Below are 19,221 nucleotides of genomic sequence, written 5' to 3'. Positions count from 1 at the left end.
GTTTGGATGAGTTAAGGAGAAAAATCATTCATCTTATCGGTGGGCATGCTGAATATTTGTATAAAACAGAAAAAGTCAGCTAGGGCTCTGATCAATGTCTGTTATTAGATTACTCATTTGTTATTTACGATGTTTCGCAACGTAACAGTGATCAAGTGTTCTTTATTAAAACACTTATATCGCAAATCAACATGGTAAGAGAGCAGTTGTGCCAAATGGTAAAAACGCCAAGATTATTAATTGAGCTTTATGAGATAGCATCCCAGAAAGAAAAGATTGAATATATACAAGCAGCAAAAGGCTATAGTGGTTTGTATCTAAAGGGCGTGAAAGATCCGACTTATGTGACTTTGCGTCTACGGGGGATAAAACAGTACTTTAATGATAATGTATTATTACATATTCACCGCTCTTACTTAGTAAACCCTAATAAAGTACTCAGAGTCACGCAAGTTTCACGCATGTCTCATGTGATTCAACTAGAAACATTACAACTGCCTATAGGTCGCTCTTATTTACCCCTGTTAAGAATTAATTACCCTCATTGGTTTCAGTAGAAGATATGCGTGTTAGGAGAGTAGAGAAATAACAGATACAAAAAAACCGACAATAAGTCGGTTTTTTTCTTTTTCGCTTTTAAATTAAAGACTCGATTAAAGTGCTTTAATTTTAGCTAAATTTAACAGAAGGCGGATAAAAGCCGTATCTATTAAATTAAAGCGCTTTAATTTTAGCAACAAGACGGCTTTTCTTACGAGCAACCATATTTTTGTTGATTAAGCCTTTTGTTGCGAACTTGTCTAAAACTGATTGTAGTTTAACAAACTCAGTTGTAGCAACTTCTTTGTCACCAGCTTCGATAGCGACGATAACTTTCTTGATGAAAGTACGCATCATTGTACGACGGCTAGCGTTATGTTTACGGCGTTTTTCAGATTGAATAGCGCGTTTTTTAGCAGACTTGATATTAGCCAAGACCTTAACTCCTAAATTCTGTATAACAAGTGATAATCAAAGGTCGTGGAATATGCCTTGTTACATCTACATTGTCAAATGGTTTCTTACTAACCGCTGTAAAAACTGCAATGAATTTTCACAGGTGGTTAAACTTGCGCGCATTTTATACTCAACGCGCTGTAGATGCAAATTTACAGGAGATTAATTCCTTTTCTTTTGCGATTATTTTGTTGTTCTTATTTATGTTGTACTTTTTTAGCTATAAAATGCGTTTTCAAAATTTATTTCAGGAATACCTCAGTGAGTAAAAAATTATTAAAGTCAGGGATGATTGTCAGTGCGATGACACTGATCTCGCGTGTATTAGGTTTAGTGCGTGATATTGTCATTGCTAATTTGATGGGGGCGGGGGCAGCTGCCGATCTTTTCTTCTTCGCCAATAAAATTCCTAATTTTTTGCGTCGCTTGTTTGCAGAAGGCGCATTTGCACAGGCGTTTGTACCTGTTTTAACGGAATATGAAAAAACTAAATCGCGTGATGAGGTAAAACAGCTGATTGCAGCTGTTTCTGGAACCTTAGGCACCATTGTCACTGTTATCACTATTTTAGGTGTATTAGGCTCGGGTGTTATTACTGCACTGTTTGGTTTTGGTTGGTTTTTAGAGTGGGTTAATGGGGGGGCAGAGGCTTATAAATTTGAGTTAGCCTCCGATATGTTAAAAATTACTTTTCCCTATTTATGGTTTATCACCTTTACTGCGCTCTCTGGTGCCATTTTAAATACCCTTGGCAAGTTTGCTGTTGCAGCGTTTACCCCTGTATTTCTTAATATTGCCATTATTAGTTGTGCGCTGTTTTTATCGCCACAATTAGCGCAACCTGAGTTTGGGTTGGCGATTGGTGTTTTATTAGGGGGCGCGATTCAATTCTTCTTCCAAATTCCTTTTATGATCAAAGAGGGCATGTTAGTTAAGCCAAAGTGGGATTGGCATCATGCGGGCGTAGTGAAAATCCGTACACTGATGATTCCTGCGCTGTTTGGTGTGTCAGTGAGTCAAATTAACCTGTTGTTGGATACTTTTATCGCCAGTTTTTTACAAACAGGCTCCATTAGCTGGCTTTACTATTCGGATCGATTGTTAGAGTTTCCGCTGGGTTTGTTTGGTATCGCGATTGCAACCGTCATTTTACCTAGCCTCTCTGCATCACATATCAATAAATCTGATGATCATTTTGCTAAAACCATTGATTGGGGTATACGCATGGTCACTATGCTTGGTTTCCCAGCCATGCTCGGTTTGATCGTACTTGCAGAGCCAATGTTACGGGTGCTGTTTATGCGTGGTGAGTTTGATATGCAAGATGTGAGTATGGCTTCAATGAGTCTGTTTGCTTATGGCTCTGGTTTGTTAAGTTTTATGATGGTAAAAGTACTTGCGCCGGGCTATTACTCACGCCAAGATATTAAAACACCGGTTAAATTTGGCATTATTGCCATGGTCAGTAATATGGTGCTCAATCTTATTTTTGCCATCCCTTATGGTTATGTAGGATTGGCGATTGCAACCTCGCTTTCTGCTACGTTAAATGCCGGCATGTTATGGTTTGGTTTATACAAGCAGGGTGTTTATAAAAAACAACCTGAGACTGTTTCGGTATTAATTCGTATTGTGGTCTCTGGTTTGGTGATGGCAATTTCGATGCTCTATTTCAATCCTACACTGGCACAGTGGAGTACATTTTCATTGTTTGAATCAGGCTATAAACTGTTTGCATTAATTGCGGGTGGAGTAACGACCTATTTTATCTGTGCTGCTTTAATAGGATTGCGACTTCGACACTTTAAAATTTCGTCAAAATGAGTGCTGATAAGTTGTTCATTGTGCGATATAATCGCTCTCTTTTTCGTAGCTTAAAAAAGTAGAACAATGGAATTAGTACGTGGCATTCATAATCTTAAAGCACAGCATCAAGGCTGTGTTTTAAGCATTGGCAATTTTGATGGCATTCATTTGGGTCATAAGGCGGTATTATCACGTTTATTGATTGAATCAAAACGTCTCAATGTACCCGCAACGGTGATGACCTTTGAGCCTCAGCCAGAAGAGCTGTTTTTGGGTAAGAATGCCCCTGCTCGATTAAGTCGTCTGCGAGATAAATTTGTGCAGCTTAAAAAACTAAAATTAGATCGCTTGTTGTGTGTTTCATTCAACCAAAAATTTGCCAATATTAGTGCACAAAATTTCATTGAAGTATTATTGATTGGCAAACTCAATGTGAAATATCTGGTGGTTGGTGATGATTTTCACTTTGGTTACCAGCGTAAAGGTGATTTTCAGTTGCTTAAACAAGCGGGTGAAAAGCATGGCTTTGAAGTGGTTGATACGCAAAGTCTAACACAACATGCACTGCGCATTAGTAGTACCCGTATTCGTGACTTTTTAGCTCTGGGTGAGCTAACAGAAGCTGCAACCATGCTCGGGCGAAAATACAGTATCGCAGGGCGAGTCGGCCACGGTAAAAAATTAGGGCGTACGATTGGCGTACCCACTGCAAACCTATTTTTAAAGCGCCGCGTTGCACCTGTTTCAGGTGTATTTGTGGTGAGCGTATTAGGTATTAATGCAAAGATTTATCAAGGTGTTGCCAATATTGGTACGCGACCCACGCTTAATGGCGAGCGACAACAGTTAGAAGTACACATTTTTAACTTTGAGGGGGATCTTTATGGTTCGCAACTCGAAGTGGTATTAGAGAAAAAACTGCGCGACGAAGTTAAGTTTGATTCGTTTAGCGAACTAAAAATTCAAATAGACAAAGATATCAAGCAAGCCAAACAGTGGCATCTGCTTAGTTAACTAACTAATTAATTAAATTATATTAACAATCGTAATATGGAATAAAAAACCGATGAGTGATTATAAAAGTACACTAAACCTACCTAAAACGGGTTTTCCGATGCGCGCAAATTTAGCCAATCGTGAACCCAATATGTTGAAAAATTGGTACAGCAACGATCTTTACGGCAAGATCCGCGCAGCTAAAAAAGGTAAAAAAACATTTATTTTGCATGATGGCCCCCCTTATGCGAATGGTGATATTCATATCGGTCACTCGGTTAATAAAATTCTTAAAGATATTATTATCAAATCAAAAACGCTTTCTGACTTTGATGCCCCTTACATCCCTGGTTGGGATTGTCATGGTTTGCCTATCGAGCTTCAAGTTGAGAAAAAACATGGTAAGCCGGGTAAAAAACTCGATGCTGCTCAGTTCCGTGTTAAATGTCGTGAATACGCAGCGCGCCAAGTTGCTGGCCAGTCTAAAGATTTCCAGCGTTTAGGTGTACTCGGTGATTGGGCAAACCCATACCTCACGATGAACTTTGAAACTGAAGCAAACATCGTGCGTGCGCTAGCTAAAATCATTAAAAAGGATCATCTTCATAAAGGCTCTAAACCTGTGCATTGGTGTACAGATTGTGGCTCTGCATTAGCAGAAGCGGAAGTGGAATATGAAGATAAAAGATCCCCAGCGATTGATGTGGCATTTACCGCGGTTGACAATGATGCGCTACTTAGCTGTTTCAATGCTGAAAGCGATGATTTAGGAACCGGTGAGATTTGTACTGTTATCTGGACAACAACACCTTGGACACTGCCTGCTAATCGCGCGGTTGCACTGGCTGCTAAAGTTGAATATTCATTAGTACAAGCGGGTGAGCGTCGTCTTATTATTGCCACTGAATTAGTCGATAGCGCAATGCAACGTTATGGCATTGAAGATGCTAAAACATTAGCGATTTGTACTGGTCTTGATTTAGAGAAACAACTGTTCAACCATCCATTCTTAGACCTACAAGTACCTATGATTGTTGCCGATCACGTCACTATTGACGCAGGTACTGGTTGTGTTCATACCGCACCGGGTCACGGCCAAGACGATTACTCTGTAGGTCTGAAATACGATTTAGAAGTCGCAAATCCTGTTGGTGATAACGGTGTATTCCGTGAAGATACTGAGTTTTTTGCAGGTCTGCATGTGTTCAAAGCGAATGATAAAGTCGTTGAAGTGTTAACGGAAAGAAATGCACTGCTTTGCCATATTACCTTGAACCACAGCTACCCACATTGTTGGAGACACAAAACACCGATCATTTTCCGTGCAACACCACAATGGTTTATTTCGATGGATCAAAAAGGTCTGCGTGATAGTGCGCTTGGTGAAATTAAAAATGTTAAATGGATCCCAAGTTGGGGTGAGCAACGCATTGAGAAGATGATAGAGAATCGTCCTGATTGGTGTATTTCTCGTCAACGTACATGGGGCGTACCAATTACCCTGTTTGTTCATAAAGAAACGGACGAATTACATCCTAACAGTGTTGAAATGATGGAGCTTATCGCCCTTAAAATTGAAAAAGAGGGCATTCAAGCTTGGTGGGATTTAGATGCTGAAAATCTATTAGGGTTTGAAGCACAAGAGTACCGTAAAGTAACGGATACCTTAGATGTTTGGTTTGATTCAGGCACAACACACTCAGCCGTTGTTGGGGTACGTGATGAATATAAATCTGACGATGGTGTTGTGGATATTGACCTTTATCTTGAAGGGTCAGATCAGCATCGTGGTTGGTTCCAATCTTCACTGATGACTAGCATGGCAATTAAAGGTAAAGCCCCTTACAAAGAGGTATTAACCCACGGTTTTGTGGTTGATGCGAAAGGCAAGAAGATGTCTAAGTCTGTGGGTAACGTTATGTCACCGCAGAAAGTGATCAATAATTTAGGTGCAGATGTACTGCGCTTATGGGTTGCTTCGACAGATTATACGGGTGAAATCACCGTTTCTGATGAGATCTTAAACCGTAGTGCCGATAGCTACCGCCGTATTCGTAACACTGCGCGTTTCTTGCTTTCAAACTTAAATGGTTTTGACCCAAAAACAGATTTAGTGGCAAGTGAAGAGATGGTGGCATTAGATCGCTGGATAGTCGCAAAAGCAGACACACTGCAAACAGAAATTATTGAAGCATACAATGAATATAACCTGCATGCTGTGCATCAAAAATTAACCCACTTCTGTTCAATTGAACTGGGTAGTTTCTACCTTGATATCATTAAAGACCGTCAATATACTGCAAAATCTGAAGGTGTTGCCCGCCGTAGTTGTCAAACTGCGATGTACCATTTAATTGAAGCGATGGTACGTTGGATGGCGCCCATTTTAAGCTTTACGGCTGATGAAATTTGGGGGCGTTTACCGGGCGAACGTGATGAGTTTGTTTTCACCGGTGTTTGGTATGATGGCCTATTTGGTTTATCAGACAATGAAACATTAGGCAATGACGCATGGGAACAATTAATTGCAGTGCGCGCTGAAGTAAATAAAGCGTTAGAGCTAGCACGTAAAGATAATGTGATTGGCGGAGGGCTTGAAGCTGAAGTAACGCTTTATGCCGACACTGAAGTTGCTCGTTTATTGAATGGTTTAGCGGATGAATTGCGTTTTGTGTTAATCACCTCAAAAGCAACCGTGAAAGCATTCACTGATGCACCTGAAGACGCGGTTAAAACAGATGTTAAAGGTTTATTCGTTGCTGTTGAAAAGAGTGTTCATGCGAAGTGTGATCGTTGTTGGCACCACAATGAAACCGTAGGCAGTGATGAAACACATCCTCTACTTTGTGTTCGTTGTATTAACAATATTGAAGGTGAAGGCGAAACTCGTCAGTTTGCTTAACTTAAGCAAAATCACTCACTCGTTTATCAAACGCCTTAACTATTAAGGCGTTTTTTTTAGCATTGATATGAGAAACTAAATGACAGAGAACACCGAAAAGTCAGGATTACGTTGGTTGTGGATCAGTGTAATTATGTTAATTATTGATCAGGTCACTAAATACTGGACAGTACAAGCACTCGAACTCTATGAGTCTTATGAAATTTTGTCATTTTTTAACTTCACCTATGCGCGTAATTACGGGGCCGCTTTCAGTTTTTTAAGTGATGCTGGTGGTTGGCAGAAATACTTTTTTACCTCCATTGCGTTTGCTGTCTCTGCTTTTTTACTTTATTCATTAAAGAAAAACAGCGTGACTAAACGTTGGGAAAATATCGCTTTCACCTTAGTATTATCGGGTGCGATTGGTAATGTAATGGACAGATTAATGTTTGGTTATGTAGTGGATTTCTTAGATTTTGATCTCGGATTTTATCGTTGGCCGACTTTTAATGTAGCTGATATGGCTATTTTTATTGGTGCTACGATGATTATTATTGGCTCAATACTCTATCCTGAAGTTGATGAAAAGAAGACAGATGAAAAGGAAACTAAATAGTGACTACCCCAAAAAAAATAATAACCAATAACAGTGAAGTGATGATGCACTTCTCCATTCGCTTAGCAGATGGCTCAGCGGTTGATAGTAGTAAGGTTGATAATAAACCTGCTAAATTTGTGATGGGTGATGGTAGCTTAACGCCTAATTTTGAAGCCTGTTTATTAGGGCTTACAGAGGGACAATCAGAAACCTTTACCCTAAAACCAGAAGATGCGTTTGGTTTATCTAATCCTGATAATATTCACCATTTAGAACTGAGTAAATTTAGCAATGACGTACCCGCGGAAGTCGGCACGATTATTAGTTTTACCCAACCTGATGGCAGTGAGCTACCGGGGATTGTTCGTGAAATAGTGGCTGACAGTGTGACTGTGGATTTTAATCATCCCCTCGCGGGACAAGTCTTAACCTTTGATGTTGATGTGCTTGAAGTGATTGAGGAATAATAATGGAAATAATTTTAGCGAATCCACGTGGTTTTTGTGCGGGTGTTCATCGTGCCATCTCAATTGTTGAGCGTGCTTTAGATATCTTCCCTGCGCCTATTTATGTACGCCATGAAGTCGTACATAACCAATATGTGGTCGATGGTTTAAAAGCCCGTGGGGCCGTTTTTGTGGAAGAGTTAGATGAAGTCCCTGATGATAACATTGTTATTTTCAGTGCACATGGTGTATCACAAGCCGTACGTAATGAAGCTAAACGGCGCGAATTAAAAGTGTTTGATGCAACTTGTCCGCTAGTAACTAAAGTGCATATGGAAGTGACTCGTGCGAGTCGCCGTGCGCAAGAGTGTATTCTTATTGGTCATCAAGGTCACCCTGAAGTCGTGGGGACAATGGGGCAATATGATAATCCAGAAGGTGGGATCTATTTAGTGGAGTCACCTGAAGATGTGGCTAAATTGCAGGTTAAAGATGCAACAAATCTCTGTTATAGCTCGCAAACCACACTTTCTGTGGATGATACTTCGAGTATTATCAATGCATTGCGTGAGAAATTTCCTGAAATTGAAGGGCCTCGTAAAGATGACATCTGTTATGCCACCCAAAATCGTCAGGATTCAGTGAAGGATCTCGCACAAATTACCGATCTTGTTTTAGTGGTAGGATCGATCAACTCATCGAATTCAAATCGTTTACGTGAGAAAGCAAGTTGTGAAGGGGTAAATGCTTACCTTATTGATAATGCGACAGATATTAACTGTGATTGGTTTGAGAACGTCAATAAAGTAGGCGTCACGGCGGGTGCATCTGCGCCAGAAGTATTGGTAAAAGCGGTTATTGATAAGTTACAAACACTCGGTGGCACTTTGGTCATTGAAAATCCAGGTGTTAAAGAAAATACTGTTTTTGAAGTACCTGCTGAACTGCGTATTAAATTAGTCGACTAGCATTAACGTATTGAAAAAGAGCCCCTTTATCATTTTGGTAAATGGGCTCTTTTTTTTGTCTTTCTTTTCTTGTTAGGAGATCAGCTAGTGTTTATATCAGTTTTGTCTTTTATTGATTTCTAATGTTCAACCCGAACTATACTTACCTGTTGGAAGCCTTTTTTAAAGGTAGATAATGGATTATTTTATGCAAAAAAATAATGGATTTAGTTTAATTGAAATAATGATCAGCGGTTTCATTCTCGCATTAGGTCTGCTCGGACTTGCTGGAATGCAGTCTACTGCGGTCAAATCTACCATCGAAATCGGACAGCGAACTCTCGCTAACTCTCTTATCTCTGATATTACCGAACGGATGCAACTCAATCGATTATGGTTACTGAAAACGGGTAATAGTTATGCTGTTGATAGTTTATCTGATGCTAATTTATCTGCACCAGATTGTGTTAATTCAGATGGTGTCTTTTCAAATTGTAGTGGCGAAGATATTAAAAAAAACGATCTTTATGAATGGAAGCAGAAGTTCTTAGGCGCTGAAATCAATAACAGTACATCAGGTGAGAATGGGCTGATCGAAGCAGATGCTTGTATTGCTGTTAGCGCCATTGCTGGCTCAGATGGAGAGCTAGTTGAGGTTGTTATCAGTTGGTTTTCTACGGTTAAAAGTAAAGATGCGGCCCCTGATCCTAGCTCAACAGATTTAACCGCAACTTGTGGTACTGCAAATAGGTATCGTCGTCAATTAAGTATTGAAACCTATATTAGTAAGTCATCATGAATAGTACTTATTATTATTTTCCAGAAAAACAAACGGGTTATTCACTGGTTGAATTAATGATAGCGATCATGCTTTCACTGTTTTTAACGGCGAGTTTATTAACTGTTTTTGTCTCCAGTCAGCACGCAACCAATGAAGCACTTGGCAGTAGCGAGCGTCAAGAAAATGCAACTTTTGCACTGCAGCTACTTTCCCGCGATCTTAAGCAAGCGAATTTCTTTGCGCAGGCGACAGGTGAAAACAAAAGTTTATGGAAATTAAATGGTGCCTCAATCGCTGTCAGTGATGATTGTTTAGATGAAGTCGCCAGTGGATCTTTTCCTGCTTCTGGAAAGTATCGTCCACTTTGGGCATCCACCATACCTGCTTTTATCGGTAGTTTAGAGATGGGATGCCTTGATGATGGAGAGAGTAATACCAGTTTGGTCGCAGGCAGTGATTATATCTCCCTTAAACGCGTGCGTGGTTTTCAGCAGGATGAAGACTATTTTTCAGACCGATTTTATCTAGATATTAATACCGAATCATTAACCGTTTACAAAGGCGCTTTAGCCAGTGCTTCGGTGAAACCTGTTTGGGAATACATACATCATGTTTATTACCTTGATAAATTTGAAGAAGTGGGGCGATTACGCCGTTTAACACTGCGCGCTAATGAAATGATACGCCAAGAGGTGTTAGTTGAAGGGGTCGAAAATATGCAATTCATGTTTGCTTTAGACCGTTTAATTGCCAGTAATAGAGATGGCTCGGTGCACGCCTTTGTGGGTACTGAGCAGGTCACTGCCAATGATTGGGATACGGGCAGGGTGATTGGCATTAAGGTTTTTTTGCTAGTTAAATCGCTAAAGAAAACAGCGGGTTATACCAATAGAAATACTTATCAATTAGGAGATTACTCCTTTCCCGCTGCCAATGATAGTTACAAACGAGAGTTAGTTTCAACGGTTATCCTTTTCCAAAACAGCGTGGTATTAGTCAATGACTAGCTTACATAAACAGCAGGGCATCGCCCTTTTTATCGCCATGCTTATTTTGCCTCTGCTATTGATATTAGGGATGATGGTGATGAGTAATACCTTCTTAGGGTTGAAAATGATTGATGCACGTGTATTACAAGGAGAATCAAATATTCTCTTAAATAGTGCTGCGAATGAAGTAATGCATCGTTCTAATAGTGCGCAATCATTTGCGGAAGCAACTACTGAGACCATCTTTTCTTATGGGGATGTGACTAGTTCTGTTGAGGTAAACGATGAGGTAAAGGGTGATATAAATTGTAAACGACGCATGAAAGCCAGTGGGACGAATTTTAAATGTAAATACCTGCAAGTTAACTTTATACATCAATTTGGGCGCACCAAAACGGGTGGTGCTAAATGGGCAGAAAATGTGATGGCTGTTGGTATTGAGCAACCTGTTATCGCAAATTAATTTAAAAATGCAAGGTAGTTGTCGATAAGACAAAGGGAGAAGATCATGTTTATTAAACGGTTATTAGCAACACTATTATGCTCATATTGCGCATTGTTAGGTGCGGATGATACTGAGCTGTTTGTTTCGGATGTGAGTGCGCAAAATGGTATTCGGCCGCAGGTACTTATTATTTTTGATACCTCGGGTAGCATGCGCAGTTCAGAGGAGATAGTACTTGAACCTTACGATGCAAGCCGTGATTACGGTGCGGGTAGTGATGCTAATAAAATATATTGGACAAAAAGAGGCGGAGATACCCCTGATGAAGACAGTAATAACTATTTTTCCATCAATAAAAATAACTGTCAGGCATCGATTTCCATACTCGACTCAACGGGGGTGTATAACGGTAATGTGAGACGCTGGGTACCAAACAGATGGAAAAGCTCTCGTTCTCGCTGGAAAACATTATCGGGTAATAATGGTGAGCTCTTTGAATGTAAGGAAGATATGTCAAATGCTGATCCTAGTAATCCTGCGACCACTAACGATTCTGGCTTTCCAAAAGATGGCCGTTCAGGCCCTTACATCTCAACAGTCAATAATGTTTTTTCTGGCAGTGATGCTGTCACGCTATATTCTGCTAATTACATCTATTGGTATAATACGGTAGGGGTGACAAGTAAAAGTCGTTTACTGATAGCAAAAGAGGCGATTGCAAGTTTGATTGAAAGCACGCCATCGGTTGATTTTGGTTTGCAAGTGTTTAATCGTAACGATGATACAGGGCCACATGGAGGGCGCATTGTTGATAAAGTGATGAGTCGTGATACCGCACAGTCACAAGCGCTTATTGCCAAAGTAAATGATCTTAATGCCTCTGGATGGACACCGCTTTGTGAAAGTATGTATGAAGCGTACCGTTATTATGCTGGCAAAGGCGTTTATTATGGTAATGATGATAGTAACTCCACACCTAGTAGAGATACAAAGGCTGAAAGTAGTGGTGTTTATATTAGCCCATTTAAAGCGTGTCAGGAGCGTGCTTATATCATTTTAATGACCGATGGTGCACCGACCAATGACGGTAACGCTAACTCTATTATTGCTACTTTAACGGGCGGTGGAAGCATAGAAAATAGCTATATGCCTACCATTGCAGAGTGGATGAACAACTCTGACATTGATGGTGATACAACTAATGGAGACCAGCATATAACGACTTATACTATCGGTTTTGGGCAAAGTGCTGTTGATGCTGCCGGACGTCTACTCGCTGAAACAGCAATTAGAGGGGGAGGGGAATATTACCCGGCAACAAGTTCTATTGCATTACAGAAAGCGTTTCAGGCAACTATTTTAGATATCTTAAATAGCTCATCAAGCCTTTCATCACCTGCAATTGCAAATAACAATTTTGATAGAACACGCAGCTTAAACTCTGTCTATTATTCGATGTTTATGCCCAGTAACTTGCCTGTATGGCAGGGTAATATTAAAAAACTGACCATGAACGCAGAGGGGGTCTTGGTGGACAGACTTGGTGTACCTGCCATTAATGCGGACGGTAATATCAAAGATTCTGCTTCAACCTATTGGGGAGGTGTAGAAGATGGTAATGCCGTTGCTGAGGGAGGTATTGCTTCTATGTTAGGGGATGTGACTGCACGGAAAATTCTCAGTGATATTAATACAACGACACTTAAAGAGCCAAATATAGCCAATCTCAAAGCGTTTTACTCGATAACAACGGATGCTGAGTTAGCCACTGAGTTAAATCTAGAAGTCGGCTCATTAAGCGACACGCTGAATTGGTTAAAAGGGCTAGATGTTGATGATCAAAATGGTAATAGTGTGGTAACAGATTACCGCAGTGATATTTTTGGCGACCCATTACACTCTAAACCACTTGCTATCACTTACACTGAAAATACGCATAATGTGGTGCGTTTATTAGTGGGCACCAATGCCGGTTTTTTACATATGTTTACCGATAATGATATTGGCAGTAATGATTTTGTCACTGAGAACTGGGCCTTTATTCCTGAAGAGTTACTTAATTTTGGCCTCTCCCTGCGTGATGTACCTGCCTCAAGTACACATAAATATGGTATGGATCTTTCGCCAATTGCCATTAAAGTGATTGAGGGAGATGGTAGTGTCAGTCAAATTATTGCCATTGTCGGTATGCGCCGTGGTGGTGGTAGCTATTATGCCCTTGATATTACCAGCCCTGATTTACCTAAACTTCTCTGGAAAATAGATGCAAGTAGTTCGGGTTTTGGAGAGCTTGCACAAACATGGTCAATGCCAAGCATTGGACTTTTTTCATATAAAGTGGGCGGTACTGAAATGAAAGGCCCTGGTCTTGTTTTTGGTGGCGGTTATGATACCAATAAAGACAGCTGTATCCCTTCAACGACAGAAACTTGTAATGATGTTACTGGTCGTGCGGTTTATATTGTGAATGCACTAACGGGCAGTAAAATTTGGTCAACGGATGGGGGGAGTTGCGCTGCAGATGATGTTCATTGTATTCGCGACAGCATACCAAGCCAAGTCAGCTTGCTAGATGCAGATGCAGATGGTTTTATTGATCGTATTTATACGGGTGATACGGGTGGTAATATTTGGCGGATGGATCTCGTGGGAACCGATACCAGTAAATGGTCAACACTTAAAATAGCGAGCCTCGCCAGTGACTCTATTGCGGAAGACAGACGTTTCTTTACGCCACCTGTTATTGTACGTACCTATGAAAATAAGGTGACTAAAAGTGATGATATTTTCTCCTACAAAAAGATCCCCTATGACGGCATATTAATTGGCTCTGGCGATCGCGCGCATCCCGCATCCAGCATTGAAGTGAATGATTATTATTTTTCACTGCATGATTATGCCATTTTGCCCACTCTGTTTGGTGTGACTGGCTTTCCAGCTAAACCTGCAATAAGCACTATTGATGACTTATATAGTATCGAAGGTGATCCTGTGGGTAACTACAGTGGCTCACAAATACTCGATGTTTATGCCGATATAAGTGCCCGTAAGGGATGGAAATATGCATTTACAGGTATTGGCGAGAAATCATTAGGGCAAGGTGCGGTATTGGAAGGCATTGCATACTTCACCTCTTTTGTGCCTAACTCAACGATTAATATTGGCTGTGGTGTTGGCGATTTAGGGCTCGGATGGTTATATGCGATTGATTTTCACACTGGGGCAAGTTATTTTAAAAATGATAATGAGGAGTCGATAGCGAAAGTCAGTATTGGCTCTCGTGTGCCAGATTCTCTGGTAATTCATGCCGGTGTAGATGCTCAAGAGAAAAGTGTGATCCGTTTATTAGGTGTCGGACAAGGAGATAAACAGGTTATTTATAATGAAGAAACTAAGCAGCAAGAGGTTATTTATAAAGGCACGGTAGATACCAATACCGATATGATGCCACGTCGTATCTACAGCTACTTTAAAGAGAATTAGCCACTAACAAGCTGAATGAAGTCCACTTCCTATGAAATATCGCATTGATTTTGGAAGTGAGACTTTAGCCTTGGGTATTTTATCTTTAAATGTTTTTTATAAAAAAGAAGAAGAGCATAAAATGAAAAAAAACGGATTTACACTGATTGAGTTGCTCATAACAATTGTTATTATCGGCATATTAAGTGCGGTTGCTTACCCTAGTTATCTCGGTCATGTACAAAAAACACGACGTGCAGAGGCGCAAACTATGCTGATAGAGCTGGCTAATAGACAAGAGATGTATTATCTCGATCACCATGTGTATGCCACTAACTTAAACAGTGATTTAGGCATGGGGGCCGACCCCTTTATTACCGAAAATGGTTATTATTGGATTGAAACTAGCTCGGCAGTTTCTACCGCGGTTGGATTTAAATTAACGGCGACTGCAAAATCGCCACAAGATGCAGACACTGATTGCGCAACATTATCTATTACCCAAGATCATGAAAAAATAGCAACCAATGCGAATGGTACAAATTGCTGGAGATAAGGAGATTAACATGAAAACTAAACTGGGATTAATATTGGTTGTGGGCTTCGCTCTTTCAACCTCGTTACTGGCAAAAGAGAGCCAGAGAATACATTTAAAATGCCATCTACAGCTAGAGGACAAAAGTGATATTGTGCACCACTTTGTCCATACTGAAAAAGAGGATAAGCCATTTGTAGAAAGCCTAACTGCACGCACTGTTTTTATGCAAGATGGCGTGACAGAACAAAAGATAATACAGGCGTATGAGTGTGTTGATATCAAAAGTACTTTCAAAAGTAGAGAGGCTGTAACACTTGAAGAAAATACCCCTTTTTAGAACGTTTATTGGGCAATGTTATGGATTACAATCTGCAAACGTATCACCTGATACAATTTTTGCACGGCCACTGTAAGCGATAGAAACACCTACTCGCTCATCACCCGTGCAATATCTAAATTTAGCTGCACTACCTGTTATTTGTCCGTCTGGCGTGAAAGTAATACGGTTACTCGGGAAAACAAGGGTGTCATTACTGTTAAACCGATCACCCGTTTTTAATAACACATCGCCACTGTCATAACTGCCATCTTTATTACTGTCGATAAACACATCAATACCAGAGATCCAATTACTTGTGCATGCGTTATTTTCAAGGGGGCAAACGGTTACATAATTGAGATAACTTACAGACTGGTTGCGTGCGAAAAGAAGGTTATTTTGAATACCACTGGCAACGGCTGTTAAACGATTATTTTGTATTAAGGTTTGAAAACCTGGAATACCAATTGTGATTAGCAAGGTGCTAATAATTAATACGATAATGAGTTCGAGAAGCGTAAAACCGCGCGCAGCGTACATATTAACACCTTAATAGCGAAACATAATCTATGAGTGTAATCTTGTTTTTGGGTTTCTGCCTGTATATTTATATCAATTAGGTTTAAAGTACAAAACAATTAGTTAATAAAAAGAGAACCATATGAAAAAAATAGAAGCGATAATTAAACCCTTTAAAATGGATGATGTACGTGAGGCCCTTGCCGATATTGATATCAATGGCATGACTGTTTCAGAAGTAAAAGGTTTTGGTCGTCAGAAAGGGCATACAGAGCTTTATCGTGGTGCAGAATATATGGTTGATTTTTTACCTAAAGTTAAGATTGAGCTGGTGGTAAAAGATGAGGATGTTGAGCGGTGCATTGAAGCGATTATGAGCACTGCACAAACAGGTAAAATCGGCGATGGTAAAATTTTCGTAATGCCCGTTGAGCGTGTTATTCGTATCCGTACCGGTGAAGAGGATGATGAAGCGGTATAGTATAGGTGTAGTTGCTAGCGGTCAGCTGCAAATAGATAACTGACCGCTAATTCGTCTTACCAATCGAACAAAGTCCAACGTTCACTGCGTTTTACAATGCGGCTCTTGGGATAATTTAATTTTAATACTGCCAGTGCATTTTCACGAGGCTCTACTAAACCAAGTTCTTTATACGCGACGATTAAAACACCCAAAGCATCTTCAACAGATTTTGTGTCTGGGTAGTTATTTAGTACCAATTTACTGCGGTTAATCGCTGCAATGTAAGCTTCACGCTCTATATACCACTTTGCAATGGCTATCTCATAACGTGCTAATCGGTCTTTAATAAAGACCATTCTCAGTTGAGCATCAACAGCGTACTGGCTTTCTGGATAAAATTTAATCAAGTGATTAAAGTCCTTGAATGCTTGCAGTGAATGACTTGGGTCGCGATTGTACCGATCAATACCAAACATATTTTGGAAGAACTGTTGGTCCGTTGCCATGTGTGTTAAACCACGTAGGTAATAAAGATACCCCAGATCTTCATGGGTTGGATTAAGGCGCATAAAGCGATCAATATTTGCTAAGGCTAGTGCGGTTTCATTACTTTTATAATAAGCATAGATGAGATCAAGCTGTACTTGGTCAGAATGAGGGCCAAAAGGATAACGGCTATCTAGTGCCTCTAATACTTCTATCGCTTTCTCATAACTGGCAGATTCAAGTGCTTTACTTGCATCCGCATAAAGTTCAACAGGTGCTTTATCATCGACTTTGGGTTTTTCATTTTTTTTCGATGAGCAACCGACAGTAAAAATAATAATAAAAACTGAGGTGGTTAATAGTCTGAGGATCTTGTTCATAAGTGTTATAATGCCTATTATGCCTTTCTAAAATTTAGAATGATAAGCACACAGTATCTGCTATCGGTTTGAAAAAGAAAAGTTAAAAAATACAAAATTGCATTACAATGCTTAAATACCAATTTATTAATTATTACTAACGCCCTAATTAGTGCCCAAAAAGAAGAGAATAGAATATGAGTCAAGAGTTACACCTAACCGCAGAAGTGACCGAACAGCAATTAGGTTTCCGTTTAGATAAAGCATTGGCATCGTTATTTCCTGACTATTCTCGTACGCGTATTAAAGAGTGGATCTTAGAAGAGATGGTGCAAATTGATGGTGAGGTTGTTAATCGCCCTCGTCAAAAAGTGTACACCCATCAAACGGTTGAAATTAATGCTTTCTTAGAAGATGAGGTAGTATTTAAAGCGCAAAACATAGAGCTAGATATTATTTTTGAAGATGAACATATTCTAGTTATCAATAAACCTGCAGGTTTAGTGGTACATCCGGGTGCGGGTAATCCTGATGGGACAATTTTAAATGCACTTTTATACCGTTATCCTGACATTGCAGAAGTACCGCGTGCAGGTATCGTGCATCGTTTAGATAAAGACACCACTGGTTTAATGGTGATCGCTAAAACAATTCCTGCACAAACGCATTTAGTAACAAGTTTACAAGCACGTGAAATTACCCGTGAATATGATGCTATTGCGATGGGTGTTTTTACAGCGGGTGGACGTGTTGAAGCGCCAATCGGCCGTGATAAAGTAAACCGTGTAAAAATGGCGGTTGCAACAGTTGGCGGCAAACATGCTGTTACTCATTACCGTGTCGCTGAAAAATACCGTGCTCATACCCGTTTACGTCTGCGTTTAGAAACAGGGCGTACTCACCAAATTCGTGTGCATATGGCACATCTTGGTCATGTACTCGCTGGCGATCCTGTTTATGGTGGTCGTCCTCGTCCACCTAAAGGTGCTTCTGAAGCATTAACAACAACGCTACGTGCCTTTAAACGCCAAGCTTTGCATGCAATCATGTTACGTCTTGATCACCCCATTACCGGTGAGTTGATGGAGTGGCATGCGCCAGTGCCGGAAGACATGGAAAAATTAGCAGCAGTATTACGTGCCGACGCGATTTTCTACGAAAAATAGAGTGACCATTTCCAAGGCACAAATTATTGTTTTGGAAGTGATGCTTTAGCTTCGCCTATTGTGTTTTTTAGGTTGGTAAACTACTTGTGGATACCCCAATGCTTAACCTAATCACCCCAAACTGGTCTGCGCCAACACATATTAAAGCATTTTCTACTACCCGAATGGGTGGTGTGAGTGAAGGTGCTTATGCGGGGTTAAATTTAGGTTTGCATGTTGAAGATGACTGCGAACTTGTTTTTTTAAATCGTCAGCTATTAATACAAAACTTCCCCCTAAAACCGTCCCTTTGTTGGTTAAATCAAACTCATAGTACGCAACTTTTAAAGCTTCATCATAAAACCGAGCTGGGCATTGAAGCGGATGCCTCTTGGACAACGGATAAAAATCGACCTTGTGTGGTGATGACTGCCGACTGTTTGCCTGTGCTAATTACCGATAAAAAAGGCGCGTTTGTTGTCGCCATTCATGCAGGTTGGCGTGGTTTGTGTGATGGTATTATTGAACAATCAATTACCACTATTTGTGATGAATTAAAAATGATGAGCGGTGAATTATTGATTTGGCTTGGCCCTTGTATTGGAAAAAGTGCCTTTGAAGTAGGCGCTGAAGTCAGAGATGAATTTATTGATCAGGATGTACAAGCAAAGAGTGCCTTCACTGTTTATCAAGATCGTTATCTAGCAGATTTACATCAACTCGCCCGTTTACGTTTAGCCCCTTTTAATGTGGCTGAAATAACGGCATCAACGCATTGCACCTTCAGTGAGCCAGATCTTTTTTACTCCTACCGTCGTGATGGAAAAACAGGTCGCATGGCAACGCTAATTTATATCACTGAGGAATTGTTACATAATAACTTGCGTTAAATTGTTTTCAAAAAGCCTGAAGGGATCGTTACACAATAACTTGCGCTAAATTGTTTTCAAAAAACCTGAAATGACTGGTTGTTTTTAAAACAAAAGCGCAAGTAATTTTGAAGCCGATCCTTAATTGTTTCCAAAAAACCTGAAATGACTGG

The 19,221-nt window shown here is 40.2% G+C and carries 19 protein-coding genes; 16 read left to right on the top strand and 3 right to left on the bottom strand.

All coding sequences use genetic code 11. The annotated features are described in order from the left end of the window. Positions 1-215: 215 nt before the first annotated feature. On the top strand, positions 216-557 hold the full coding sequence (locus tag G322_RS0110130) for a LytTR family DNA-binding domain-containing protein (RefSeq protein ID WP_022941678.1): 342 nt from the start codon (positions 216-218) through the stop codon (positions 555-557). 157 nt (positions 558-714) lie between these two features. On the opposite strand, the gene rpsT is transcribed toward G322_RS0110130, so the two are convergent. Then, positions 715-975 carry a 30S ribosomal protein S20 gene (gene rpsT, locus G322_RS0110125; protein WP_022941677.1) on the bottom strand — a complete coding sequence of 87 codons (261 nt, stop codon included), beginning with the start codon at positions 973-975 and terminating at the stop codon, positions 715-717. 282 nt (positions 976-1,257) lie between these two features. Here rpsT and murJ point away from each other — a divergent pair, with 282 nt between their 5' ends. The 12 genes from murJ to G322_RS0110060 all read left to right on the top strand — a co-directional run bounded on the left by murJ (position 1,258) and on the right by G322_RS0110060 (position 15,225). Beyond that, positions 1,258-2,820 (top strand): murein biosynthesis integral membrane protein MurJ, encoded by a 1,563-nt coding sequence (murJ, locus tag G322_RS0110115; protein WP_022941675.1) that lies wholly within the window; start codon positions 1,258-1,260, stop codon positions 2,818-2,820. A 66-nt stretch (positions 2,821-2,886) separates the two neighbouring features. Next, entirely contained in the window at positions 2,887-3,816 is a 930-nt protein-coding gene (ribF, locus tag G322_RS0110110; RefSeq protein WP_022941674.1) for a bifunctional riboflavin kinase/FAD synthetase, read from the top strand. Positions 3,817-3,868: 52 nt separating this feature from the next. Continuing rightward, a complete protein-coding gene (ileS, locus tag G322_RS0110105; RefSeq protein ID WP_022941673.1) occupies positions 3,869-6,700 on the top strand; it encodes an isoleucine--tRNA ligase in 2,832 nt (943 codons plus the stop codon). 79 nt (positions 6,701-6,779) lie between these two features. Continuing rightward, a complete protein-coding gene (gene lspA, locus G322_RS0110100) occupies positions 6,780-7,298 on the top strand; it encodes a signal peptidase II (RefSeq protein ID WP_022941672.1) in 519 nt (172 codons plus the stop codon). Continuing rightward, positions 7,298-7,747: an FKBP-type peptidyl-prolyl cis-trans isomerase gene (gene fkpB, locus G322_RS0110095; RefSeq protein WP_022941671.1), complete on the top strand. Its 450-nt coding sequence runs from the start codon at positions 7,298-7,300 to the stop codon at positions 7,745-7,747. Before lspA ends, fkpB begins: the two co-directional genes overlap by 1 nt. 2 nt (positions 7,748-7,749) lie before the next feature. Further along, positions 7,750-8,694: a 4-hydroxy-3-methylbut-2-enyl diphosphate reductase gene (gene ispH / locus G322_RS0110090; protein WP_022941670.1), complete on the top strand. Its 945-nt coding sequence runs from the start codon at positions 7,750-7,752 to the stop codon at positions 8,692-8,694. 187 nt (positions 8,695-8,881) lie between these two features. Further along, positions 8,882-9,472 (top strand): type IV pilus modification protein PilV, encoded by a 591-nt coding sequence (gene pilV / locus G322_RS22260; RefSeq protein WP_169337473.1) that lies wholly within the window; start codon positions 8,882-8,884, stop codon positions 9,470-9,472. Beyond that, positions 9,469-10,461: a PilW family protein gene (locus G322_RS0110080; RefSeq protein ID WP_022941668.1), complete on the top strand. Its 993-nt coding sequence runs from the start codon at positions 9,469-9,471 to the stop codon at positions 10,459-10,461. The genes pilV and G322_RS0110080 overlap by 4 nt, the downstream gene beginning before the upstream one ends. After that, the gene (locus tag G322_RS0110075) at positions 10,454-10,906 is read left to right on the top strand and encodes a hypothetical protein (RefSeq protein WP_022941667.1); all 453 of its coding nucleotides are present in this window, start codon (positions 10,454-10,456) and stop codon (positions 10,904-10,906) included. Before G322_RS0110080 ends, G322_RS0110075 begins: the two co-directional genes overlap by 8 nt. A gap of 45 nt (positions 10,907-10,951) precedes the next feature. Next, entirely contained in the window at positions 10,952-14,371 is a 3,420-nt protein-coding gene (locus tag G322_RS20445) for a pilus assembly protein (RefSeq protein ID WP_022941666.1), read from the top strand. 121 nt (positions 14,372-14,492) lie between these two features. Beyond that, positions 14,493-14,906, top strand: a complete 414-nt coding sequence (locus G322_RS0110065) for a type IV pilin protein (RefSeq protein WP_028866560.1) — start codon at positions 14,493-14,495, stop codon at positions 14,904-14,906. Between the two features lie 10 nt (positions 14,907-14,916). After that, positions 14,917-15,225: a TapY2 family type IVa secretion system protein gene (locus G322_RS0110060; RefSeq protein WP_022941664.1), complete on the top strand. Its 309-nt coding sequence runs from the start codon at positions 14,917-14,919 to the stop codon at positions 15,223-15,225. 18 nt (positions 15,226-15,243) lie between these two features. Here G322_RS0110060 and G322_RS20440 read toward each other — a convergent pair whose 3' ends face one another. Then, the gene (locus tag G322_RS20440; protein WP_022941663.1) at positions 15,244-15,747 is read right to left on the bottom strand and encodes a GspH/FimT family pseudopilin; all 504 of its coding nucleotides are present in this window, start codon (positions 15,745-15,747) and stop codon (positions 15,244-15,246) included. 121 nt (positions 15,748-15,868) lie between these two features. Here G322_RS20440 and glnB point away from each other — a divergent pair, with 121 nt between their 5' ends. Beyond that, positions 15,869-16,207: a nitrogen regulatory protein P-II gene (gene glnB, locus G322_RS0110050; RefSeq protein ID WP_022941662.1), complete on the top strand. Its 339-nt coding sequence runs from the start codon at positions 15,869-15,871 to the stop codon at positions 16,205-16,207. 56 nt (positions 16,208-16,263) lie between these two features. On the opposite strand, the gene bamD is transcribed toward glnB, so the two are convergent. Then, positions 16,264-17,055: an outer membrane protein assembly factor BamD gene (bamD, locus tag G322_RS0110045; RefSeq protein WP_022941661.1), complete on the bottom strand. Its 792-nt coding sequence runs from the start codon at positions 17,053-17,055 to the stop codon at positions 16,264-16,266. 176 nt (positions 17,056-17,231) lie between these two features. On the opposite strand from bamD, the gene rluD reads away from it, so the two are divergent. Then, a complete protein-coding gene (gene rluD / locus G322_RS0110040) occupies positions 17,232-18,200 on the top strand; it encodes a 23S rRNA pseudouridine(1911/1915/1917) synthase RluD (RefSeq protein WP_022941660.1) in 969 nt (322 codons plus the stop codon). 98 nt (positions 18,201-18,298) lie between these two features. After that, positions 18,299-19,069 (top strand): peptidoglycan editing factor PgeF, encoded by a 771-nt coding sequence (pgeF, locus tag G322_RS0110035; RefSeq protein WP_022941659.1) that lies wholly within the window; start codon positions 18,299-18,301, stop codon positions 19,067-19,069. The last annotated feature ends 152 nt before the right edge of the window (positions 19,070-19,221 follow it).

This window comes from Psychromonas hadalis ATCC BAA-638 (assembly GCF_000420245.1).
Taxonomy (GTDB): domain Bacteria; phylum Pseudomonadota; class Gammaproteobacteria; order Enterobacterales; family Psychromonadaceae; genus Psychromonas; species Psychromonas hadalis.
Note: the sequence above shows the minus strand (reverse complement) of the source record. Positions and strands in the feature narration are given on the sequence as shown.

Excerpts from the sequence above, each read along its gene's own strand:
- G322_RS0110130 (WP_022941678.1), top strand. The coding sequence starts at position 216 with ATGGTAAAAACGCCAAGATTATTAATTGAGCTTTATGAGATAGCATCC.
- ribF (WP_022941674.1), top strand. The coding sequence starts at position 2,887 with ATGGAATTAGTACGTGGCATTCATAATCTTAAAGCACAGCATCAAGGC.
- ileS (WP_022941673.1), top strand. The coding sequence starts at position 3,869 with ATGAGTGATTATAAAAGTACACTAAACCTACCTAAAACGGGTTTTCCG.
- lspA (WP_022941672.1), top strand. The coding sequence starts at position 6,780 with ATGACAGAGAACACCGAAAAGTCAGGATTACGTTGGTTGTGGATCAGT.
- ispH (WP_022941670.1), top strand. The coding sequence starts at position 7,750 with ATGGAAATAATTTTAGCGAATCCACGTGGTTTTTGTGCGGGTGTTCAT.
- pilV (WP_169337473.1), top strand. The coding sequence starts at position 8,882 with ATGCAAAAAAATAATGGATTTAGTTTAATTGAAATAATGATCAGCGGT.
- G322_RS0110080 (WP_022941668.1), top strand. The coding sequence starts at position 9,469 with ATGAATAGTACTTATTATTATTTTCCAGAAAAACAAACGGGTTATTCA.
- G322_RS0110075 (WP_022941667.1), top strand. The coding sequence starts at position 10,454 with ATGACTAGCTTACATAAACAGCAGGGCATCGCCCTTTTTATCGCCATG.
- G322_RS20445 (WP_022941666.1), top strand. The coding sequence starts at position 10,952 with ATGTTTATTAAACGGTTATTAGCAACACTATTATGCTCATATTGCGCA.
- G322_RS0110065 (WP_028866560.1), top strand. The coding sequence starts at position 14,493 with ATGAAAAAAAACGGATTTACACTGATTGAGTTGCTCATAACAATTGTT.
- G322_RS0110060 (WP_022941664.1), top strand. The coding sequence starts at position 14,917 with ATGAAAACTAAACTGGGATTAATATTGGTTGTGGGCTTCGCTCTTTCA.
- G322_RS20440 (WP_022941663.1), bottom strand. The coding sequence starts at position 15,747 with ATGTACGCTGCGCGCGGTTTTACGCTTCTCGAACTCATTATCGTATTA.
- glnB (WP_022941662.1), top strand. The coding sequence starts at position 15,869 with ATGAAAAAAATAGAAGCGATAATTAAACCCTTTAAAATGGATGATGTA.
- bamD (WP_022941661.1), bottom strand. The coding sequence starts at position 17,055 with ATGAACAAGATCCTCAGACTATTAACCACCTCAGTTTTTATTATTATT.
- rluD (WP_022941660.1), top strand. The coding sequence starts at position 17,232 with ATGAGTCAAGAGTTACACCTAACCGCAGAAGTGACCGAACAGCAATTA.
- pgeF (WP_022941659.1), top strand. The coding sequence starts at position 18,299 with ATGCTTAACCTAATCACCCCAAACTGGTCTGCGCCAACACATATTAAA.